We start from the raw sequence: 17,917 nt of genomic DNA on the forward strand, positions 1-17,917 counted from the left end.
CGCGGGGACCCATACGCGCTGGAGAAGTAATTGAAGCACGGCTGTTGCTTCTCTCCCGTTTCAACCGGGACGACGGAGGTTATGGGTCCCCGCCTTCGCGGGGACGACGCGGAGATTGTGGCGCTACGCCGCGCGCACTTCGCGCAAAAACGCATCGACCTGGGTCTTGAGGTCCTCGCCGTTGCGCGACAGGTCGGCGGCAGATTCGACCACCCGTGTGGCGGCGAGCCCGGTTTCGCGGCTTGCGTCGTTGACCCCTGCGATGTTCTCGGAAACTTCGCCGGTGCCGCGGGCGGCATCGGCGACGTTGCGGGCAATCTCCAGCGTGGCGGCGCCCTGTTCCTCGACGGCGGCGGCGATGGCGCTGGCGATCTCGCTGACGCGGCCGATGGTGGAGGTGATGCCCTGGATCGAATCCACCGAGGATCTGGTGGCGTGCTGGATGGCGCCCACCTGTGCCGAAATCTCGTCGGTGGCCTTCGAGGTTTGTGTGGCCAGCGCCTTCACTTCCGAGGCGACCACGGCAAAGCCGCGGCCCGCTTCGCCGGCGCGCGCGGCCTCGATGGTCGCATTCAGCGCGAGCAGGTTGGTCTGCGCGGCGATCTCGCTGATCAGCTTGACGACGTCGCCGATCTTTTGCGCGGCTTCGGCCAGACTCTGCACTTCGGAATAGGTGACGTTCGCCTGCGAGACAGCGTCGCCGGCGACGCGGGCGGATTCATTGACCTGCTGGGAAATCTCGCTGATCGAGGCGTTGAGCTCCTCGATCGCCGCGGCGACGGCCTGGGCGCTTTGCGTGGCTTCTTCGGAAGCCGCCGCGACGGCCGCGGTCTGCCGGGTGGATTCTTCGGCGGTGGCTGCCATGGATTGCGCCGTGGTGCGCAACTCGGTGGCGGCCGAGCCGACCGCGCCGACCACGCTGCCGACGCCGCTTTCAAAGCGGTTGGCCAGTGCGTTCATGGTGTCGCGACGCTCCAGCTGGGAGCGTTCGCGCTGCTGCTCCTGGGCCGCGCGCAGCTGATCGGTTTCGATCAGGCCGTTCTTGAAAATCTCGACCGCGCCGGCCATCGAGCCGATCTCGTCCTTGCGGCCGGCGCCCGGCACGGCGATGGCGCGATTGCCGGAGGCGATGTCGCGCATCGCGGACTCCAGCGCCTTGATCGGGCGGGCCATGCTGCTGCCCATCCACACGGCAATGGCGCCGGCAACCACGAGCACACAGGCCGAGATAATGATGAGCCAGTTAAGCGACGTCTGCGTCAGCGTGCGGTAGGCCGAGGCATCGCGCACGATTTCGAAGACCGCGACCGCGTCGCCAGAGAAGTTCTTGATGGGGCCGAAAGCGGTGGCCGATGCACGGCCGTTCAACTCGCCGTACTGCATAACCGTCTCGCCGGCCAGCGCGCGACGAACAACGGCCGCGTCGGGAGCGCTGGTTGCCAGGGTCGTCGCCAGCGTTTTGGTGTTCTGGCCATCGATCTGGTGGATGGCGATGTCGAGGTTGAAGCGTGCCTTCATGGTATCGACGAAGGTCTTGCCGAACGGCGCGCCGACATCGACGGCGCCGAGCAGCGTATCGCCGGCCATTACCGGCGACGATCCGAAGACGTTGAGCACGTCTCGGCCGGCCTCGACGCCGCCCTGCGGCTTCTTGGTCGTGATCGCCTGCGCCAAGGTCTTGCGGCGCGGCGTCATGTCGTCGTCGAATACGGTGGGGTTGTGGACGCGGGCGAAGCCGATACCCGGCGGCACCGCGACGGTGACCAGCTCGAGTCCGCGGGCCTTCAGCTTGGGATAGGAAAGGTTGACCAGCGCCAACGCGGCGGCGCGATCCTTTGTGCGGATGACCTCTGCCATCTGCGGCATCGATGCCAATACGTCAGCGACAGCTAGGTTGGTCCGGGTTTCGGCGCTTAGCGCCGCGGTAATGTTGGCATAATCGTTTTTCAACTCGCGCTGCAGAGCGGTATCGACGATGCCCTGCTGCTGCCAGATGCTGAAGGCGGCCAACGCGGCGCACGAACCTGCAGTGACCAGCGTAATCGCGACGATCATGCGAGCTGAAATCGATTTGAGTGCGTGCATTTACGTGCCCCTTCGACCGCGACAGCAATTTGCCGCGATGTATTCCCGTTCGAGTGATAGGGAATTCCCGTGAAGGAGCTGTTAAATGCGCGTGTGCTTGCGCAATAGGTACTATAGTAGAGGTTCTGCCCCGCTCTCAAGTATCAATCATTATTAGTGGTGCGATGACACCGCGCTTGGAGTGGCAGTGGGAGCCGGTGGCGGGTGGTCAGGCCCGAGGCATCGCGCGACCTGCGAGAGCAGGACAGCGGATTTGAACGGTTTCTGCAGGGCTGCAGACCGCGCCAAGTTTGATCGACATGCCCAGGAAATCCGGTGATGACGTGGAGCGCGATGAAAACGCATGACCGGAAATCACGATAATCGGCACGCCAGGCCGCAGCTGATGCGCCTGCCTCATGGTTTCCAGGCCATCCATACCGGGCATGAAGATATCGACGATCAGTAGCTTGAATTCTTCTTGGCGAAATACCTGCAGCGCAGTTGGGCCGTCGCCGGCGCATGTGATGCAATGGCCGTCGCGTTCAAGCAGCAGCTTCATGATCAGCGAAACGGCCTTGTCGTCGTCCACGATCAGGATGCTTGCCATGTCAAACCCCGCGATTGATCGATGCCTTGGTAGTTTCGGGGCGCTGTACGACATGGCCGGAACAGGCTTGGGTACAGCGCTACTCCGTACCGATTTCACTGTCGGATCGTGAAGCGAAATCGGCGATCGACCTGTTCGGTTCACTGTCCGCCATCTCGTTCGTGCCGGAGGCTGGGGCTGGCGACGGCTCTGTGCTGGCGCGATCAAAGATGCCGGGAAAAGCCCGGCGGATGGCGTGGAACTCTCGCGAGTAGGGCGTCGGATGGGGCATCGCCGCGTTCCAAAAACAAGGGCTGGCTCCCGTACGCGCGATGCCAGCGCAATACATTCACTTCTCATTTAATTCAAACAGACTGCCGCAGCGGAGGGCGATTCGCTGCCCAATTGTGCACAATGTAAGTTGGATCGCCCGATAACCGGGCATGATGGCGAGGCTACTGCTCCTCACGCTCAATCTGCGGCTTGTCATTCAACACCGCGTTGAGCAGCGAGTTGTGAACTTCGATCTTGCCATTGTAGGAGATGAAGCCGAGCTTGCGAAATTTGTTCACGAAGAAACTGACGCGCGAGCGCGTGGTGCCGATCATCTCTGCCAGAGTCTCCTGACTGAGTTCGACGGCAATCGGCTGCGGCCGGCCTTCCTTGCCGAAATTGGCCAGGATCAACAGTAGACGTGCCAGGCGCTTTTCGCTGGAGTTGAACAACTGGTCGATCAGGTCTTCCTCGACGCGGCTGTTGCGGGTCAGTAGGTAGGCCATGAATAGTTCGGAGAACGTCGGCTCGTCGTGCAGCGTGGCGAGCATCGCCGATTTGGTAATAGAGGTAATGACGCAGTCTTCCATCGCCGTGGTCGTGGAGATGCGGAGCGGGTGGCCGTTCAGGCAGCTCTCCCCGAAGAATTGCCCGGCCTCGAGAATCCCGACGACCGCCTCCTTGCCCTGCTCGGAAAGAACAGTGACTTTGACCCGGCCTTTCTGGATATAGAAAACTGCCTCCGCCCTCTCGCCCTGGCAGAAAATGTTCTGGTTCTTTTTGTAGTCCGCAATCGCCTTGCCCTGTCCCACGCGGGCGAGAAAGGCTTGGGGATTGAACTCTTCTCTGGCCGGTCTACCCAAAATGGCTCACCCCGTACCATATAGCAAAAAAAACGCGCTATGTCGGTTATAGCACAAAGCCCTTCTGAGTTGTAAAATTCCTTTTTTCTTTAAATAGCTGCAACCGTAGGTCGGGCAAAAAAGAGCCCCGCCGGGGGGCGACGGGGCTCCTCACGCGGACGGGCAGACCAGTAGGGCGACGTAGTTGCCCGTGACGCCAGGGCGCGAATGGAGAAATAATTCTCCTCACGCGACCTTACAAATGATGAATTCGCTGCGCATGGACCCCGGCGTTTGACGCGCGAAACGGGAGCGGCGGATCCCGGACGCATGCCGGTCAACGCGTAAATTCACCAAGTACAGGCTGTATCAGACCGCACATTCCGTCTGTGCAATTTTGACCAGCTAGCGAAAAAATCCATCGATGGTTGCATCCAGATCGATGGATCGATCGCTTCAGGGCGCATACCGGCGGCGCGCTATTGCGGATCGCCGGCGCGCGGCGGCGCAAAGTTTACGCCAGCCCGTTCATTGCACCGAAATAACTTACGGTCATTTTACTGTGCAGTGCAACGCCGGGATTGTTCAACGCCATGAACCAGCCGCGACCGCCCGCCCTCGAGTTGCGAGGGTTGACCAAACGTTTTGACCGTCCGGCGGTCGATGGCCTCGACCTCACGGTGCGCGCTGGAGAATTCTATGCGCTGCTCGGAGCCAACGGCGCCGGCAAGACCACCACGCTGCGCATGGTCGCGGGGCTGCTGCGGCCGGATGCCGGCTCGGTTTCGGTGCTGGGCATCGACGCGTTGAAAGATCCGGTCGCGGCCAAGCAGATTACCGCCTGGGTTTCCGACGAACCGATGATCTACGACAAGCTGACGCCGCTGGAATACCTCGAATTCGTCGCCGGCCTGTGGGGCTGCGAGGCGGCCGCTGCCGAACGTACCGCGCGCGAACTGCTGGAGTCGCTCGGGCTCGCGCCGCATCTGCATGAGCGTTGCGAGGGATTTTCCAAGGGCATGCGGCAGAAGGTGGCCCTCGCGGGTGCGCTGGTCCACGACCCCCGCCTGATCATTCTCGACGAGCCGCTGACTGGGCTCGACGCCGTTTCCGCGCGCCACGTGAAGCATCTGCTGCAGATGCGCGTCCGCGCCGGCTGCACCGTCATCATGACCACCCATATTCTAGAGGTAGCAGAGCGGATGGCCGATCGGATCGGCGTGATTTCCGCGGGGCGGCTGATCGCCGAGGGCACGCTGGCCGAATTGCGGCAGCAGAACGGGCAGGGCGATACCAGCCTCGAAGACATGTTCGTGGCGCTGGTGGAAAGCGCGCCGGCCGCCGCATGAGGAACTCTGCCGGAGTGATGTGGTTTGCCGGCCACGAGATCCGGCTGACATGGCGCGAATGGCTGGGCATGCTGACCGCCGGCCGGCGCTGGCGCCCCCGCAGCGCCTCGATCATGCTCGTCGCGTTTGTGATCTTTCTGCACCTCCCGGCCTATGCCGTGGTCGGCCGTTTCGCCGACGTACAGATGCCGCTGGATCGATCGTCGTTGATTGTCATCACGGCTTGTCTGTTCCTGGCCTGGGCCTTGATGCTGTCGCAGGCGATCGAATCCGTCACCCGGGTGTTCTATGCGCGGGCCGATCTCGATCTCATCATGTCATCGCCGGTGGCGCTGACCAATGTATTCTCGGTGCGGATCGCTGCGATTGCATTGACGGTAACGCTGATGGCGATGTTGCTGGCGACGCCGTTCATCGACGTGCTGGTAATCTGGGGCGGCATTCGCTGGCTTTCGACCTATGTGGTGGTCGTGGCGATTGGCCTGTCGGCGGCGGCGGTCGCCATCGCGGTTACGGTCGCTCTGTTCAAGATCTGCGGCCCGGCCAAAACCCGCGCGGTGGCGCAGGTGATCTCCGCCGTGACCGGAGCCGGGTTCGTGATCGCGCTGCAGGTCGCGGCGATCCTGTCTTACGGCACGCTGTCGCGCTTCGCCGTGCTGACGTCGGACGCGGCGGCGTCGTTTGCCCCGGGCGGCGGCAGCCTGCTGTGGTGGCCGGCGCGGGCCATACTCGGCGATGTCGCGGCGCTGCTGCCGCTGCTCGGCGGCAGCCTGCTCCTGCTCGGCGCCACCATGGCGGTATTCTCGCCGCGCTTCAGCGACTATGTCGCCAGCGTGTCGCCCAAGATCGAATCCCGCAAACCCGCTGCGCCGCGGCCGTTCCGGAAGGGCTCGCCGCAGCGCGCGCTTCGCCGCAAGGAATTGCTACTGCTGTGGCGCGATCCCTGGCTGATGTCGCAGACGCTGATGCAGTTGCTGTACCTTCTGCCTCCGGCGCTGATGCTGTGGCGGAGTTTCGACGAGGGCGCCGGCGCCTTCATCGTGCTGGCGCCGGTGATCGTGATGGCTGCGGGCCAGCTCGCAGGCGGACTGGCCTGGTTGACCATTTCCGGGGAAGACGCCGCCGATCTCGTCGCCACCGCCCCGTTGCCGGCAGCGTCTGTAACGCGAGCCAAGATCGAGGTCGTGCTGATCCTCATCGCCTTGCTGTTTGCGCCACTGATTGCGGCACTGGCTTTGGTTTCGCTCGCGCTCGCCGTAGTTACGGCGCTGGCGACTGTCCTCGCCGCTGCGTCGGCGACATCGATCCAGCTCTGGTTTCGGGTGCAGGCGCGGCGCAGCCAGTTCCGCCGACGCCAGACATCATCGCGGATCGCGACCTTTGCCGAAGCTTTCGCATCGATCGGCTGGGCCGCCACCGCAGCGCTGGCGCTGGTGGCCCCGCTGGTCGCAGCCGTTACGGCGCTGATGACGGCTGCCGTGATTGCGCTGACCTGGAAGATCAGCCCGTCGCGCGCATAACAAACGTCGCCCGAGAGCCAGGCGATTTTTCACATGCACGGGCTGTCCCTCGGTCGCTCCCCTAAGCGATATCAATAGCGCAACGCCCGGAACCAAAGTTCCTGCTGCACATTGAATGCGCACTCGAAACAGGACGCCCGCCGGGCAGGAGCTATCATGATAGACGCAGTAGTTATTCAACCCGCAGATACAGGCGAAGCCGCCGGTTCAAGCGTTTCCTGGCCAGCTATCTTTGCGGGTGCCGTTGTCTCATGCGCCTTGACGCTGGTGTTGCTGACGCTCGGCGTGGCCCTCGGCGCGACCTCGGTCTCGCCATGGTCCGGTTCAGGTGTTTCTGCAACGACCTTCAAGGTTGCGACCGGAATCTACCTCATCGTCATCGCTATGCTGTCGTCGTCGATTGGCGGTTACATCGCCGGCCGGCTGCGCACGCGCTGGGTTGGCGTTCATACCGACGAGGTCTATTTCCGCGATACCGCGCATGGCTTCATTACTTGGGCGTTCGCTTCTGTGCTCGGTGCGTTGCTGCTGGCGACGCCGGCATCGAGCATCATGGGCAGCGCCGCGTCCGGCGCCGCGCAGGGCGTGGCTTCCAACGCCGGTCCGATGGACGGCTACCTCGACACGTTGCTGCGCTCAGATACGCCGGCTGCTAACAGCAGTGCCGCCGACTCGCGGGGCGAACTGAGCCGTCTGTTCACCTCCAGCTTCAAGGCCGGCGGTGACATGAAGCCCGCCGACAAGACCTATGTGGCCAAGGTTGTTTCCGCACGCACCGGCCTCAGCCAGGCGGACGCTGAAGCCCGAGTGAATCAGGTCGTGACCGAAGCCAAGGCCAACCTGGACGCGGCCCGCAAGGCCACTGCGGCGCTGGCCTTCTGGCTGACCGCTTCGTTGCTGCTCGGTGCCTTCTGCGCCAGCCTGGCTGCAACGGAAGGCGGCGGATTGCGCGACGGTACTTGGGGAACAAAAACCCATCGTTCGAATATCTAACCTGTCAACCGAAAGGAAATCACATGCCCATTCTTCTCTGGCTCGTCGGAATTCCGATTCCCCTGATCATCCTGTTCCTGCTGCTTCGCTAATAACGAACAAAAGCCCGCCGAGATGATCGGCGGGCTTTTTGCAATGCGCAGCAAGCTGCATTCGTATCATCATCCAAGCCTTCGGCGCAAACGAATGCCCGGCGCGATGCCGGGCATCAAGAAGCAAGAGAGTGCGTGTTTGTGCCGGTGGCCGAAGGCTCAGGCCACCATGGAGATCGGCGCAACCGCGGTGGGTTCGTCAGAAACCTCGTCGGTGATCACCTGGAATTTGGCCAAAGGGGCAGGACCAAAGGCGGTGGAGATCGCCACGTCGGCAGCGTCTCGGCCACGTGCCATCACGATGCGGCCGATGCGCGGATGATTGTGGCGCGCATCGAACGTATACCAGTGGCCATCAAGGTAGACTTCGAACCAGGCGCTGAAATCCATCGGCGCCGGATCGATGGGGACGCCGATGTCGCCGAGATAGCCAGTGCAGTATCGCGCCGGAATATTCATGCAGCGGCAGAGGGTGACGGCGAGGTGAGCGAAGTCACGGCAAACGCCGACGCGTTCGTCGTGGCCTTCAAAGGCGGTGCGGTCGTTGCGGGCATGGCGATAGCCGAACTCTATGCGATGATGGACGTAATCGACAATTGCCTGGACGCGCTGCCAGCCACCGATGACGCCCCCGAACATCGACCACGCCAGGTCAGATAGCTTCTGGGTGTCGCAGTAGCGGCTGCCCAGCAGGTAAACAAGCACGTCGTCCGGCAATTGCGCGATCGGCGTCTGCTGCGCATCGGGCGCCACTGCATCCGGCAGTCCGCTGTCGGAAATCAGAAACTCGTTCTTGATCTCGATGACGCCAGGCGGCGCGATGATGCGGGTGCAGGTGTTGCCGAACATATCAAGATAGTCGTGGGCCTGAACGTCCTGCGAGAAACTGATGCGATGCGGACTCTGCAGATCCTTGGCCCGGGAAGGGTGGATGCTCAGCATCAGGATCATGGGCGTTTCCTGAAGGCACTGAAACGCGATGTCGTAGCCGGCACGGATCTGCACTGCGGGTCTCCATTCGTTGGGAAATCAAAAATAATGTTTCCAAACAAGTGTAGTCGGCAAACTTCGTTCCGAGGTTCAATAAGCGGAATGTGCCGAAATTGTGTGCAGACAATACAACTTCGCCGCCCCGGCGATGGCCGGGGCGGCGAGCTATAGGATGAATGTGTAGCCGATCAGGCCCTCTTGGAAGGCCTGTCGCCGCGCTTCTTGTCAGCAACCGGCTTCGCCGGCGCCGCCTTGGCTGCGTCCGTCCTCTTCATCTTCAACATCAGCAGCGAACGTCCGGTGACCTGATAGGCATGGCCGAACGGAAATATGTTGCCTTGCGGGGTCTGCGGCAGGTTGGTATCGACCAGCAATTCCCAGTCCGCGCCGCCGGTGGCTTCCGGCAGGGTGAAATCGACTACACCCTCGAAGCCGTTGAGGACCAGCAATATGGTCTCGTCCCCCGCCTGCTTGCGGATGCCGGTCTTCTGAGCGCGGCCATCCAACAGCATGCCGAAGCACTTCATGTTGGTGTCGGACCAATGGTCGTCGGCCATCGGGCCGCCGTTGGCGTTGATCCAGGTCAGGTCGCGAACATCCAGCGTCTCATCGTATTCCCCGGTGAGGAAGCGGGTGCGGCGGAGCACCGAGTTGTCCTTGACCAGCTTGATGGCACGCTTGGTGAAGTCGAGCAGTTCCTTGCCGTCGGCATCGAACTCCCAATTGAACCAAGAGATTTCGCTGTCCTGGCAATAGGCATTGTTGTTGCCGTGCTGAGTGCGGCCGAACTCGTCGCCGCCGAGCAGCATCGGCGTGCCCTGCGAGAACAACAGCGTCGCTAGCATGTTGCGCTTCTGCCGGTTACGCAGCGCCAGGACCTCCTTGTCGTCGGTCGGGCCTTCGACGCCGCAATTCCACGAGGCGTTGTTGGAAGAGCCGTCCTTGCCGTCTTCGCCGTTGGCCTCGTTGTGCTTGTCGTTGTAGCTGGCCCAGTCGTTCAGGGTGAAACCGTCATGGGCCGTGACGAAATTGACGCTGGCCCAGGAGCGGCGGCCGTGGTGGTTGAACATGTCGCCCGACGCCGACAGTCGCGGCGCGATCGCCGCGACAGGCGCCTCGCCGCGCCAGAAGTCGCGGGTGATGTCGCGGAACTTGTCGTTCCATTCCGCCCAGCCGGGCGGGAAACCGCCGACCTGATAACCGCCGGGGCCGATGTCCCAGGGCTCGGCAATCAGCTTGACGGTGGTGAGCAGCGGGTCCTGATCGACGGCCTTGAGGAAGCCGCTCTGCTCGTCGAAGCCGTATACTTCGCGTGCCAGGATGGTGCCGAGATCGAACCGGAAGCCGTCGATGTGCATCTCGCTGACCCAATAGCGCAGGCTGTCGGCCACCATCTGGATGACGCGCGCATGCGACAGGTTCACCGTATTGCCGGTGCCGGTGTCATTGATGTAATAGCGCTTCTTGTCCGGCATCAGCCGGTAATAGCTGGCGTTGTCGATGCCCTTGAACGACAGGGTGGGGCCGAGTTCGTTGCCTTCCGCAGTATGGTTGTAGACCACGTCGAGGATCACCTCGAGACCGCCGGCGTGCAGCTTCGCCACCATCTCCTTGAACTCGCGCAAGCTGTTCGGCACGTCCGAGGCGTAGCGCGGATCCGGCGCGAAAAAGCCGATCGAGTTGTAACCCCAGTAGTTGGTGAGGTTCTTGTCGAGCAGATAATCGTCGTTGATAAAAGTGTGGATGGGCAGCAACTCGACCGATGTGACGCCGAGCCCGGTCAGATAATCCACCACCGGCTTGCTGCCGAAGCCGGGATAGGTGCCGCGCAGCTTTTCCGGCACGTCCGGATGCTGCATCGTAAAACCCTTCACATGGGTTTCATAGATGATGGTCTGGTCCCACGGCACGTTCTGCCGGCCGGCCTCGCCGGTCCAGTCGAAGTCCTTATCGACTACGACGCAGCGCGGCATGAACGGCGCCGAGTCGCGCTCGTCGAACGTCGTGTCGTCGCCGGTTTCCATCTGATAGCCGAACACGGCTGGATTCCACTCCAGCGTCCCGGCATGCGCCCTCGCATAGGGATCGAGCAGCAGCTTGTTCGGATTGAAGCGGTGGCCGTTTTCCGGTTCGTAGGGGCCATGCACACGGTAGCCGTAGAAGGTGCCCGGCGCGACGCCGGAGATATAGCCGTGGAAAACTTCGTCGGTATATTCCGGCAGTTCAATGCGGGTTTCTTTATCGCCATCGAACAGGCAGATTTCGACTTTGGTGGCGTTGGCGGAGAACAGCGCGAAATTAGTGCCGCTCCCGTCCCAATGTGCGCCCAAGGGATAGGGTAAGCCTTCTTCGACCGTTCTGTTCGTCACGATTGCCCCATAAGCTGATGATAATTGCGCGGGATAACGGCCGGAGTTCCAATACGTTGCAGTGCAGTCCGCCGGTTTGCCGATTTATCTTCGTCTGTGCGAAATGGACGCCATACTCCGGAGCCCGTCGATGACCGATCTGTCCCACCACCGGCGCATCGCGCTGCTCGGCGCGCCGGTCGAGGTCGGCGCCTCACAGCGCGGCACCTTGATGGGTCCGGCCGCGATGCGCACGGCCGGCCTCGGCGCACTGCTGGAAGAACTGGGCTTTACGGTCGAGGACCATGGCGACCTGGCGCCGCTCGATGGCCATCCGGTGATCGATACGCCACCGGAAAATGCCAAGCACTACCGCGACATCCAGAAATGGATTCAAGCGTTGAGCGCGCGTGCCTACGTGCTGGCGCAGTCCGGGGCGCTGCCGATCTTCATCGGCGGCGACCACAGCCTGTCGATGGGCTCGGTCAACGGCGTGGCGCGGCACTGGCACGAACAGGGCCGCGAGCTGTTCGTGCTGTGGCTTGACGCGCATGCCGATTACAACACGCCGGCCACCACCATCACGGGCAATATGCACGGCATGTCGGCGGCGTTCCTGTGCGGCGAACCTGGGCTCGACGGTCTGCTCGGCGCCGAGCCGCGGGCATCGATTACGCCGGCTCATCTCGATTTGTTCGGCATCCGCTCGATCGACAGGCTCGAAAAGGAGCTGGTGCGGCAACGCCGGATCGCGGTCGCGGACATGCGACAGATCGACGAATTTGGCGTCAGCGTGCTGATCCGCCGCGTCATCGACCGCGTCAGGGCGCGCAACGGCGTGCTGCATGTCTCGTTCGATGTGGATTTCCTCGATCCCGCCGCCGCACCCGGAGTCGGAACGATGGTGCCCGGCGGGGCGACCTATCGCGAGGCGCATCTGATCATGGAGCTGCTGCACGATTCCGGGCTGATGTGCTCGCTCGATGTGGTCGAGCTCAACCCTTTCCTCGACGAGCGCGGCCGCACCGCCCGCGTCATGGTCGAGCTGGTCGGCAGCCTGTTCGGCCAGCAGATTACGGATCGGCGGACGCCCAGCAATGCGATTTTTCCGACGGGGGAGTGACGTCGTCGCGGGTCCGGAGTTCGTCATGCCCGGCTGTGCATGACATCGTGGATGGCCGGGACAGGCCCGGTCATGACGAACTGGAGTCATGTATTCCGCCCGGGACATGGAATGCGAGCTAGACTAACAGAAGCGCCAGTAATGCAGGGAGACATCATGGCCATTCTGATCAGCGGCGGGACCGTCGTGAACCACGATCACTCCCGTCGCGCCGACGTACTCATCGAGGACGGCCTTATCGCTGCGGTAGGCGCCGGGCTCGATGCGCCTGCCGGCGCCGAGGTGGTCGATGCCGGCGGTTGCTATGTGATGCCGGGTGGCATCGATCCGCATACCCACCTCGAACTGCCGTTCATGGGCAGCGTTTCGGCCGATGATTTCGAATGGGGCACCAAGGCGGCCCTGTCCGGCGGCACCACCATGGTGGTGGATTTCTGCATTCCGGATCCCGGCCAGTCGATGCTGGCCGCCTATCAGGACTGGCGTCACCGTTCGGAGAAGGCGGCGTCGGACTACGGCTTCCACATGGCGGTGACGTCGTGGTCGAAGCAGGTGTTCGACGAGATGGAGACCGTGGTGAAGACCTACGGCATCAACACCTTCAAGCATTTCCTCGCCTACAAAGGCGCGCTGATGGTGAATGACGACGAGCTGTACGACTCCTTCGCCCGTTGCGCCCAGCTCGGTGCGTTGCCGCTGGTTCACGCCGAGAACGGTGACGTGGTGGCGCGGATGCAGGAGGCGCTGCTGGAGCGCGGCATCGACGGGCCAGAAGGCCATGCTTTTTCGCGGCCGCCCGAAGTCGAAGGTGAGGCCACCAACCGCGCGATTATGATCGCGGACATGACCGGGGCGCCGCTTTATGTGGTGCATACCAGCTGCCGCGAATCCCACGAGGCGATCGCGCGTGCCCGCGCCAGCGGCAAACGGGTCTATGGCGAGCCGCTGATCCAGCATCTCATGCTCGATGATAGCGAATACGCCCATCGCGACTGGGACCATGCCGCGCGGCGGGTGATGTCGCCGCCGTTCCGGGCCAAGGCGCATCAGGACAGCCTGTGGGCTGGGCTGCAGTCCGGTTCGCTGCAGGTGGTGGCCACCGACCACTGCGCCTTCACCACGCAGCAAAAGCGGCTTGGCATCGGCGACTTCCGCAAGATTCCGAATGGTACCGGCGGACTCGAGGACCGCATGCCGGTGCTGTGGACCGCCGGCGTCAATACCGGCCGGCTGACCAAAGAGGAGTTCGTTGCGGTGACCTCGGCGAACATCGCCCGCATCCTCAACATCTATCCCCGCAAGGGCGCAATCGCGGTCGGCTCGGACGCCGATCTGGTGGTTTGGGATCCCTTGGCCAGCAAGACCATCACCGCACAGTCGCAATTCAGCCGGATCGACTACAACGTATTCGAAGGCTTCCGCTGTACCGGCGCACCGGTGGCGACTCTATCGCGTGGCCAACTCGCCTGGATCGACGGCGATCTGCGCGCGGAGAAGGGCGACGGACGCTATGTCGAGCGCCCGGCCTTCTCGCCGGTCCACGTCGCCAACAGCAGTTGGAAGCAGCAAGTCGCGCCACGAGGCATCGCCCGGGGCGGAATCACGCCATAATTCGGCGATGGGCCGACGCCCTTTAAGGAACCATCAGTGCCATAGGGGATTGCTTCATCAGCGTTTCATCACAGGGAGCACGCACATGATCAGGCAAATCGCTATCATCGCCGTTGCTGCAGCGACCATCAGCAGCACCATTCCGGCCGGCGCCCAGGAAATCGGCGTTGGGGTCGGTCCGAACGGCGTGAGCGTCGGTGCGGTCGGCCGCGACCGTTACCGCGAACCGGACCGCGACTATCATCGTGATCGCCGCGACCGCAACGAGACGGTGATCATCCGTCGCGACCGCGACCGTGATCGCGATTATGACCGGGACCGTCGTCCGGTCGTCATCGAGCGCGATTAATCACTATCCAGCGGGCTAGCGGCCTTCCTGCGGGAGGGCCGCTTTTTCGTGCCTTTTTGTCTTCTTATTTGCCGGTTTAATATTGAGCATGAACTCTGCAGCGACAGTCTGGTGGCAAGCCGGCGTTATCTATCAGATCTATCCGCGCTCGTTTCAAGATTCCAACGGCGACGGCATCGGCGATCTGGCCGGCATCATCGGCCGGCTGCCCTATCTGCGACAGCTCGGTGTCGATGCGATCTGGCTGTCGCCGATCTTTCCCTCGCCGATGGCCGACTTCGGCTACGATATCTCCGACTACATCGGCATCGACCCGATCTTTGGCACGCCGGCCGATTTCGACGCGTTGATCGCGGCTGCGCATAGCCACGGCCTCAAGCTCATTCTCGATCTGGTGCCGAACCATACGTCGGATCAGCATGACTGGTTCGTCGAAAGCCGCAGCTCGCGGGACAATCCGAAGCGCGACTGGTACATCTGGCGCGACCCGAAGCCCGATGGCAGCGCACCCACCAACTGGATGTCGGAATTCGGCGGCAGCGCCTGGGCTTGGGACGAGGCCACGCAGCAATATTACTACCACGCATTCCTCGACAAGCAGCCGGACCTGAACTGGCGCAATCCCGCGGTGCGTCATGCGATCTACGAGGTGATGCGGTTCTGGCTGCGCCGGGGCGTCGATGGCTTTCGCGTCGATGTGATCTGGCACCTGATCAAGGACGACCAGTTTCGCGACAACCCCGCCAATCCGAGTTACAGCCTCACCCGTCCGCCGCACGAATCGGTTCTTCCGCTGTATTCGACCGATCGCCCCGAGACGCTCGACGTCGTCACGGAGATGCGGCGTGTGATTGACGAGTTCGAGGATCGCGTGCTGATCGGCGAGGTCTATCTGCCGGTCGAGCGGCTGGTCGCCTATTACGGCAAGGATCTCGGCGGCGCGCATCTGCCGTTCAATTTTGCGCTGCTATCGGCGCCGTGGAGTGCCCGAGAGATAGGCGAGCTGATCGGGCGCTATGAAGCGGCCCTGCCGTTCGGCGCCTGGCCGAACTGGGTGCTCGGCAACCACGACCGGCCGCGTGTCGCCAGCCGGGTCGGCGCGGCGCAAGCCCGCGTCGCGGCGATGCTGCTGCTGACGCTTAGGGGCACGCCGACGCTGTATTACGGCGACGAGATCGGCATGAAGCAGCTGCCGATTGCGCCTGACAAGGTGCAGGACCCGTTCGAGAAGAACGTGCCCGGCATCGGAGTCGGCCGCGACGGCTGTCGCACGCCGATGCAGTGGGGCGCCACGGAAAATGCAGGCTTCACCTCGGGCGAGCCATGGCTGCCGCTGGCGGATGATTTCGTGACCGACAATGCCGCGGCGTTGGCCGCCGATCCGCATTCAATCCTCAGCCTCTATGTCAAGCTGATCGATCTGCGCAAGCGGGCCCCGGAACTGGTGTTCGGCGATTATCGCCCCGTAGAGACATCCCGCGACATGCTGGCCTATCGACGATCGTATGATGGCGAGACGTTGCTTGTCGTACTCAACTTCGGTGCTGGGTCGGCGTCGCTGCATGTCGAAGGTGGCGAGGTCTTGTTGTCCACAGAACTCGATCGCAAAAGCGAGAACGTGTCGGGCGTGCTCGAGCTGCGTGCTAACGAAGGCGTGATTGTAAGGCTGCGCGCGTAGGGTGGGCCAAGGCGCTCTCGCGCCGTTCCCACTATCTTTCGCGAGGAAGAACGGTGGGCTCGCGCCGACGCGTTTCACGCCGGTGCTTCGCCCACCCTGCGAACTATCCCGGATGCGCATCCTCCGCACCATCGATGTCGCTTCGGCGCAGCAGATAGTCGAGACCGCCGACGCGGTACCACCGGTGCGCATAGGCTTCCAGCATCAAATGGTGCTTGCCGTTGTCGTCGGCATGGCTGTGATCTTCCGTCAGCAGGTTGATCAGGTGCTTGTCTTGGTCGGTCTTGAGACCGACCGCGAACGACACCTCGCATGGCTTTTCATCCAGATTGTGCACGAACAGCACCGAATTGTTGCGCCAGTCGTAACGCATCACCAGCACGGCCGGATTACGCGTGGCGATGATCGCAAAATCGCCCCAGCCGATCTCCGGCACTTCCTTGCGCATCCGGATCATGCGCTCGGTCCAGTTCAGCATCGAGTTCGGATCGCGGCGTTGTTTCGCCACGTTGACGTGGTCGTAGCCGAAGGGGCCCTTGTCGATCACCGGATTTTTTGGCTTGTCGTGCTTGGTGAAGCCTGCATTCGGCTCGGTTGACCATTGCATCGGCGTGCGCGCGCAGTTGCGCTCGGGCAGAGCGAGATCATCGCCCATGGCGATCTCGTCGCCATAGCGCAGCACCGGCGTGCCCGGTAGCGTATACATAAGGCTGTAGGCCAGCTCCAACCGGCGCCGGTCGCCGCCCAACATCGGTGCTAGCCTGCGGCGGATGCCGCGGTCGTATAGCTGCATGGATTTGTCCGGGCCGAATTTCTCGAACACCGTTTGGCGTTGCTCTTCGGTGAGGCGGCCAAGGTCGAGTTCGTCGTGGTTGCGCAGGAACAACCCCCATTGCGCGGTCGCCGGTCGCGGCTTGGTCACCTTCAGTGCTGCGGCCAGGGTGCGCGCGTCGCCGGAGGCCAGCGCGTAGAACAGGTTCTGGTTGACGTGGAAGTTGAACATCATCTGCATGCGGTCGCCGTCGTCGCCGAAGTACTCCATGTCGGTCTCGGGCTCGACATTGGCTTCGGCAAGGATGATGGCGTCGCCCTTGCGCCACTGCAGGAATTCGCGGAACGCGCGCAGCATGTCGTATTGCTCGACGGGCTTGTTGACCTTGGGACCCTTGGTGGCGATTACAAACGGGACGGCGTCCATACGGAAGCCGGAGACGCCGAGCTGCAGCCAGAAGCCCATGATCTTGAGAATCTCGGCCTGCACATGCGGGTTCGAGGTGTTGAGGTCGGGCTGGAAATCATAGAAACGATGGAAGAACCACGCCTTGGCGTCCTTGTCGTGGGTCCAGGTCGATTTCTGCACGCCGGGAAACACCATGCCCTTGTTGGCATTGGCGGGCTTCTTGTCGGACCAGACGTACCAGTCGCGATGCTTCGAATCCGGTGAGCTCTTCGCGTCCTTGAACCAGGCGTGCTGGTCGGAGGTGTGATTGACGACCAGGTCGATGATGACGCGGATGCCGCGCTGGTGGCAGCCGTGGGTGAATTCGACGAAGTCGCCGAGCGTGCCGTAGCGCGGATCGACGCCGTAGTAGTCAGAGATATCGTAGCCGTCGTCGCGGCCGGGCGAGGGCTGGAACGGCATCAGCCAGATCGCGGTGACGCCCAGGCCGTCGAGGTAATCGAGCCGCCGCGTCAGCCCCTTGAAATCGCCGACGCCGTCGCCATCGGCATCCATGAAACTGCCCACGGAGAGGCAATAGAAGACGGCGTTCTTGTACCAGAGGTCGTCGATCATGCGCAGGCACCGGGTTGGGAGAACGGTGCGGATCAAGTCGCAGGGCGGGCAGGGGTTCCAAAACGTGAGGATCACTCCCGACGTCGTCCCGGACAAGTGAGCGTAGCGAACGCAGATCCGGGACCCATACCCTCCGGTCCGCCGCCAAAGGCAGGCATTGGCTACAGAGTATCAAATATCGACAGCGTGTATGGGTCCCGGCTTGCGCTCGCAAGCTCTCTTGCCGGGACGACATGGAGGATATGTCTACAAAAAGTCGCCGCCGATTGCTCAGCGGCGACTGATGATGCAGCTATCTCAG

At 62.6% G+C, this 17,917-nt stretch carries 13 protein-coding genes; 7 read left to right on the top strand and 6 right to left on the bottom strand.

Annotated elements, in window-relative coordinates:
* Positions 1-123 precede the first annotated feature (123 nt).
* The 3 genes from JWR89_RS21485 to JWR89_RS21495 all read right to left on the bottom strand — a co-directional run bounded on the left by JWR89_RS21485 (position 124) and on the right by JWR89_RS21495 (position 3,789).
* Positions 124-2,085 (bottom strand): methyl-accepting chemotaxis protein, encoded by a 1,962-nt coding sequence (locus JWR89_RS21485; RefSeq protein WP_299719973.1) that lies wholly within the window; start codon positions 2,083-2,085, stop codon positions 124-126.
* A gap of 208 nt (positions 2,086-2,293) precedes the next feature.
* The gene (locus JWR89_RS21490; RefSeq protein ID WP_299719975.1) at positions 2,294-2,674 is read right to left on the bottom strand and encodes a response regulator; all 381 of its coding nucleotides are present in this window, start codon (positions 2,672-2,674) and stop codon (positions 2,294-2,296) included.
* Between the two features lie 434 nt (positions 2,675-3,108).
* The gene (locus JWR89_RS21495) at positions 3,109-3,789 is read right to left on the bottom strand and encodes a Crp/Fnr family transcriptional regulator (RefSeq protein WP_299719977.1); all 681 of its coding nucleotides are present in this window, start codon (positions 3,787-3,789) and stop codon (positions 3,109-3,111) included.
* 572 nt (positions 3,790-4,361) lie between these two features.
* Between JWR89_RS21495 and JWR89_RS21500 the strand changes: the two genes are divergently transcribed.
* From JWR89_RS21500 to JWR89_RS21510, 3 genes are all read left to right on the top strand, one after another.
* On the top strand, positions 4,362-5,117 hold the full coding sequence (locus tag JWR89_RS21500) for an ABC transporter ATP-binding protein (protein WP_299719979.1): 756 nt from the start codon (positions 4,362-4,364) through the stop codon (positions 5,115-5,117).
* On the top strand, positions 5,114-6,637 hold the full coding sequence (locus JWR89_RS21505; RefSeq protein ID WP_299719981.1) for a permease: 1,524 nt from the start codon (positions 5,114-5,116) through the stop codon (positions 6,635-6,637). The genes JWR89_RS21500 and JWR89_RS21505 overlap by 4 nt, the downstream gene beginning before the upstream one ends.
* Before the next feature lie 156 nt (positions 6,638-6,793).
* Positions 6,794-7,630, top strand: a complete 837-nt coding sequence (locus JWR89_RS21510; protein WP_299719983.1) for a hypothetical protein — start codon at positions 6,794-6,796, stop codon at positions 7,628-7,630.
* A gap of 251 nt (positions 7,631-7,881) precedes the next feature.
* On the opposite strand, the gene JWR89_RS21515 is transcribed toward JWR89_RS21510, so the two are convergent.
* Complete coding sequence (locus JWR89_RS21515; RefSeq protein ID WP_299719985.1) at positions 7,882-8,727, bottom strand: transglutaminase family protein; 846 nt, start codon at positions 8,725-8,727, stop codon at positions 7,882-7,884.
* Between the two features lie 173 nt (positions 8,728-8,900).
* Positions 8,901-11,081 (bottom strand): glycogen debranching protein GlgX, encoded by a 2,181-nt coding sequence (gene glgX / locus JWR89_RS21520; RefSeq protein ID WP_299719986.1) that lies wholly within the window; start codon positions 11,079-11,081, stop codon positions 8,901-8,903.
* Positions 11,082-11,211: 130 nt separating this feature from the next.
* Between glgX and rocF the strand changes: the two genes are divergently transcribed.
* The 4 genes from rocF (at position 11,212) to JWR89_RS21540 (ending at position 15,821) form a co-directional block, all read left to right on the top strand.
* Positions 11,212-12,183, top strand: a complete 972-nt coding sequence (gene rocF, locus JWR89_RS21525) for an arginase (RefSeq protein ID WP_299719988.1) — start codon at positions 11,212-11,214, stop codon at positions 12,181-12,183.
* A gap of 156 nt (positions 12,184-12,339) precedes the next feature.
* Positions 12,340-13,794, top strand: a complete 1,455-nt coding sequence (gene hydA / locus JWR89_RS21530) for a dihydropyrimidinase (protein ID WP_299719990.1) — start codon at positions 12,340-12,342, stop codon at positions 13,792-13,794.
* Positions 13,795-13,879: 85 nt separating this feature from the next.
* Positions 13,880-14,143: a hypothetical protein gene (locus JWR89_RS21535; RefSeq protein WP_299719992.1), complete on the top strand. Its 264-nt coding sequence runs from the start codon at positions 13,880-13,882 to the stop codon at positions 14,141-14,143.
* Positions 14,144-14,231: 88 nt separating this feature from the next.
* The gene (locus tag JWR89_RS21540) at positions 14,232-15,821 is read left to right on the top strand and encodes an alpha-amylase family glycosyl hydrolase (RefSeq protein WP_299719994.1); all 1,590 of its coding nucleotides are present in this window, start codon (positions 14,232-14,234) and stop codon (positions 15,819-15,821) included.
* A 103-nt stretch (positions 15,822-15,924) separates the two neighbouring features.
* On the opposite strand, the gene JWR89_RS21545 is transcribed toward JWR89_RS21540, so the two are convergent.
* Positions 15,925-17,616, bottom strand: coding sequence for an alpha-amylase family protein (locus JWR89_RS21545; protein ID WP_299719996.1), 1,692 nt, complete (start codon positions 17,614-17,616; stop codon positions 15,925-15,927).
* Between the last annotated feature and the right edge of the window lie 301 nt (positions 17,617-17,917).

Origin of the sequence: Tardiphaga sp., assembly GCF_028290785.1 — a bacterium.
Classification (GTDB): domain Bacteria; phylum Pseudomonadota; class Alphaproteobacteria; order Rhizobiales; family Xanthobacteraceae; genus Tardiphaga.

Coding starts and splice junctions, on each gene's coding strand:
- JWR89_RS21485 (WP_299719973.1), bottom strand. CDS start 2,085: ATGCACGCACTCAAATCGATTTCAGCTCGCATGATCGTCGCGATTACG.
- JWR89_RS21490 (WP_299719975.1), bottom strand. CDS start 2,674: ATGGCAAGCATCCTGATCGTGGACGACGACAAGGCCGTTTCGCTGATC.
- JWR89_RS21500 (WP_299719979.1), top strand. CDS start 4,362: ATGAACCAGCCGCGACCGCCCGCCCTCGAGTTGCGAGGGTTGACCAAA.
- JWR89_RS21505 (WP_299719981.1), top strand. CDS start 5,114: ATGAGGAACTCTGCCGGAGTGATGTGGTTTGCCGGCCACGAGATCCGG.
- JWR89_RS21510 (WP_299719983.1), top strand. CDS start 6,794: ATGATAGACGCAGTAGTTATTCAACCCGCAGATACAGGCGAAGCCGCC.
- rocF (WP_299719988.1), top strand. CDS start 11,212: ATGACCGATCTGTCCCACCACCGGCGCATCGCGCTGCTCGGCGCGCCG.
- hydA (WP_299719990.1), top strand. CDS start 12,340: ATGGCCATTCTGATCAGCGGCGGGACCGTCGTGAACCACGATCACTCC.
- JWR89_RS21535 (WP_299719992.1), top strand. CDS start 13,880: ATGATCAGGCAAATCGCTATCATCGCCGTTGCTGCAGCGACCATCAGC.
- JWR89_RS21540 (WP_299719994.1), top strand. CDS start 14,232: ATGAACTCTGCAGCGACAGTCTGGTGGCAAGCCGGCGTTATCTATCAG.
- JWR89_RS21545 (WP_299719996.1), bottom strand. CDS start 17,616: ATGATCGACGACCTCTGGTACAAGAACGCCGTCTTCTATTGCCTCTCC.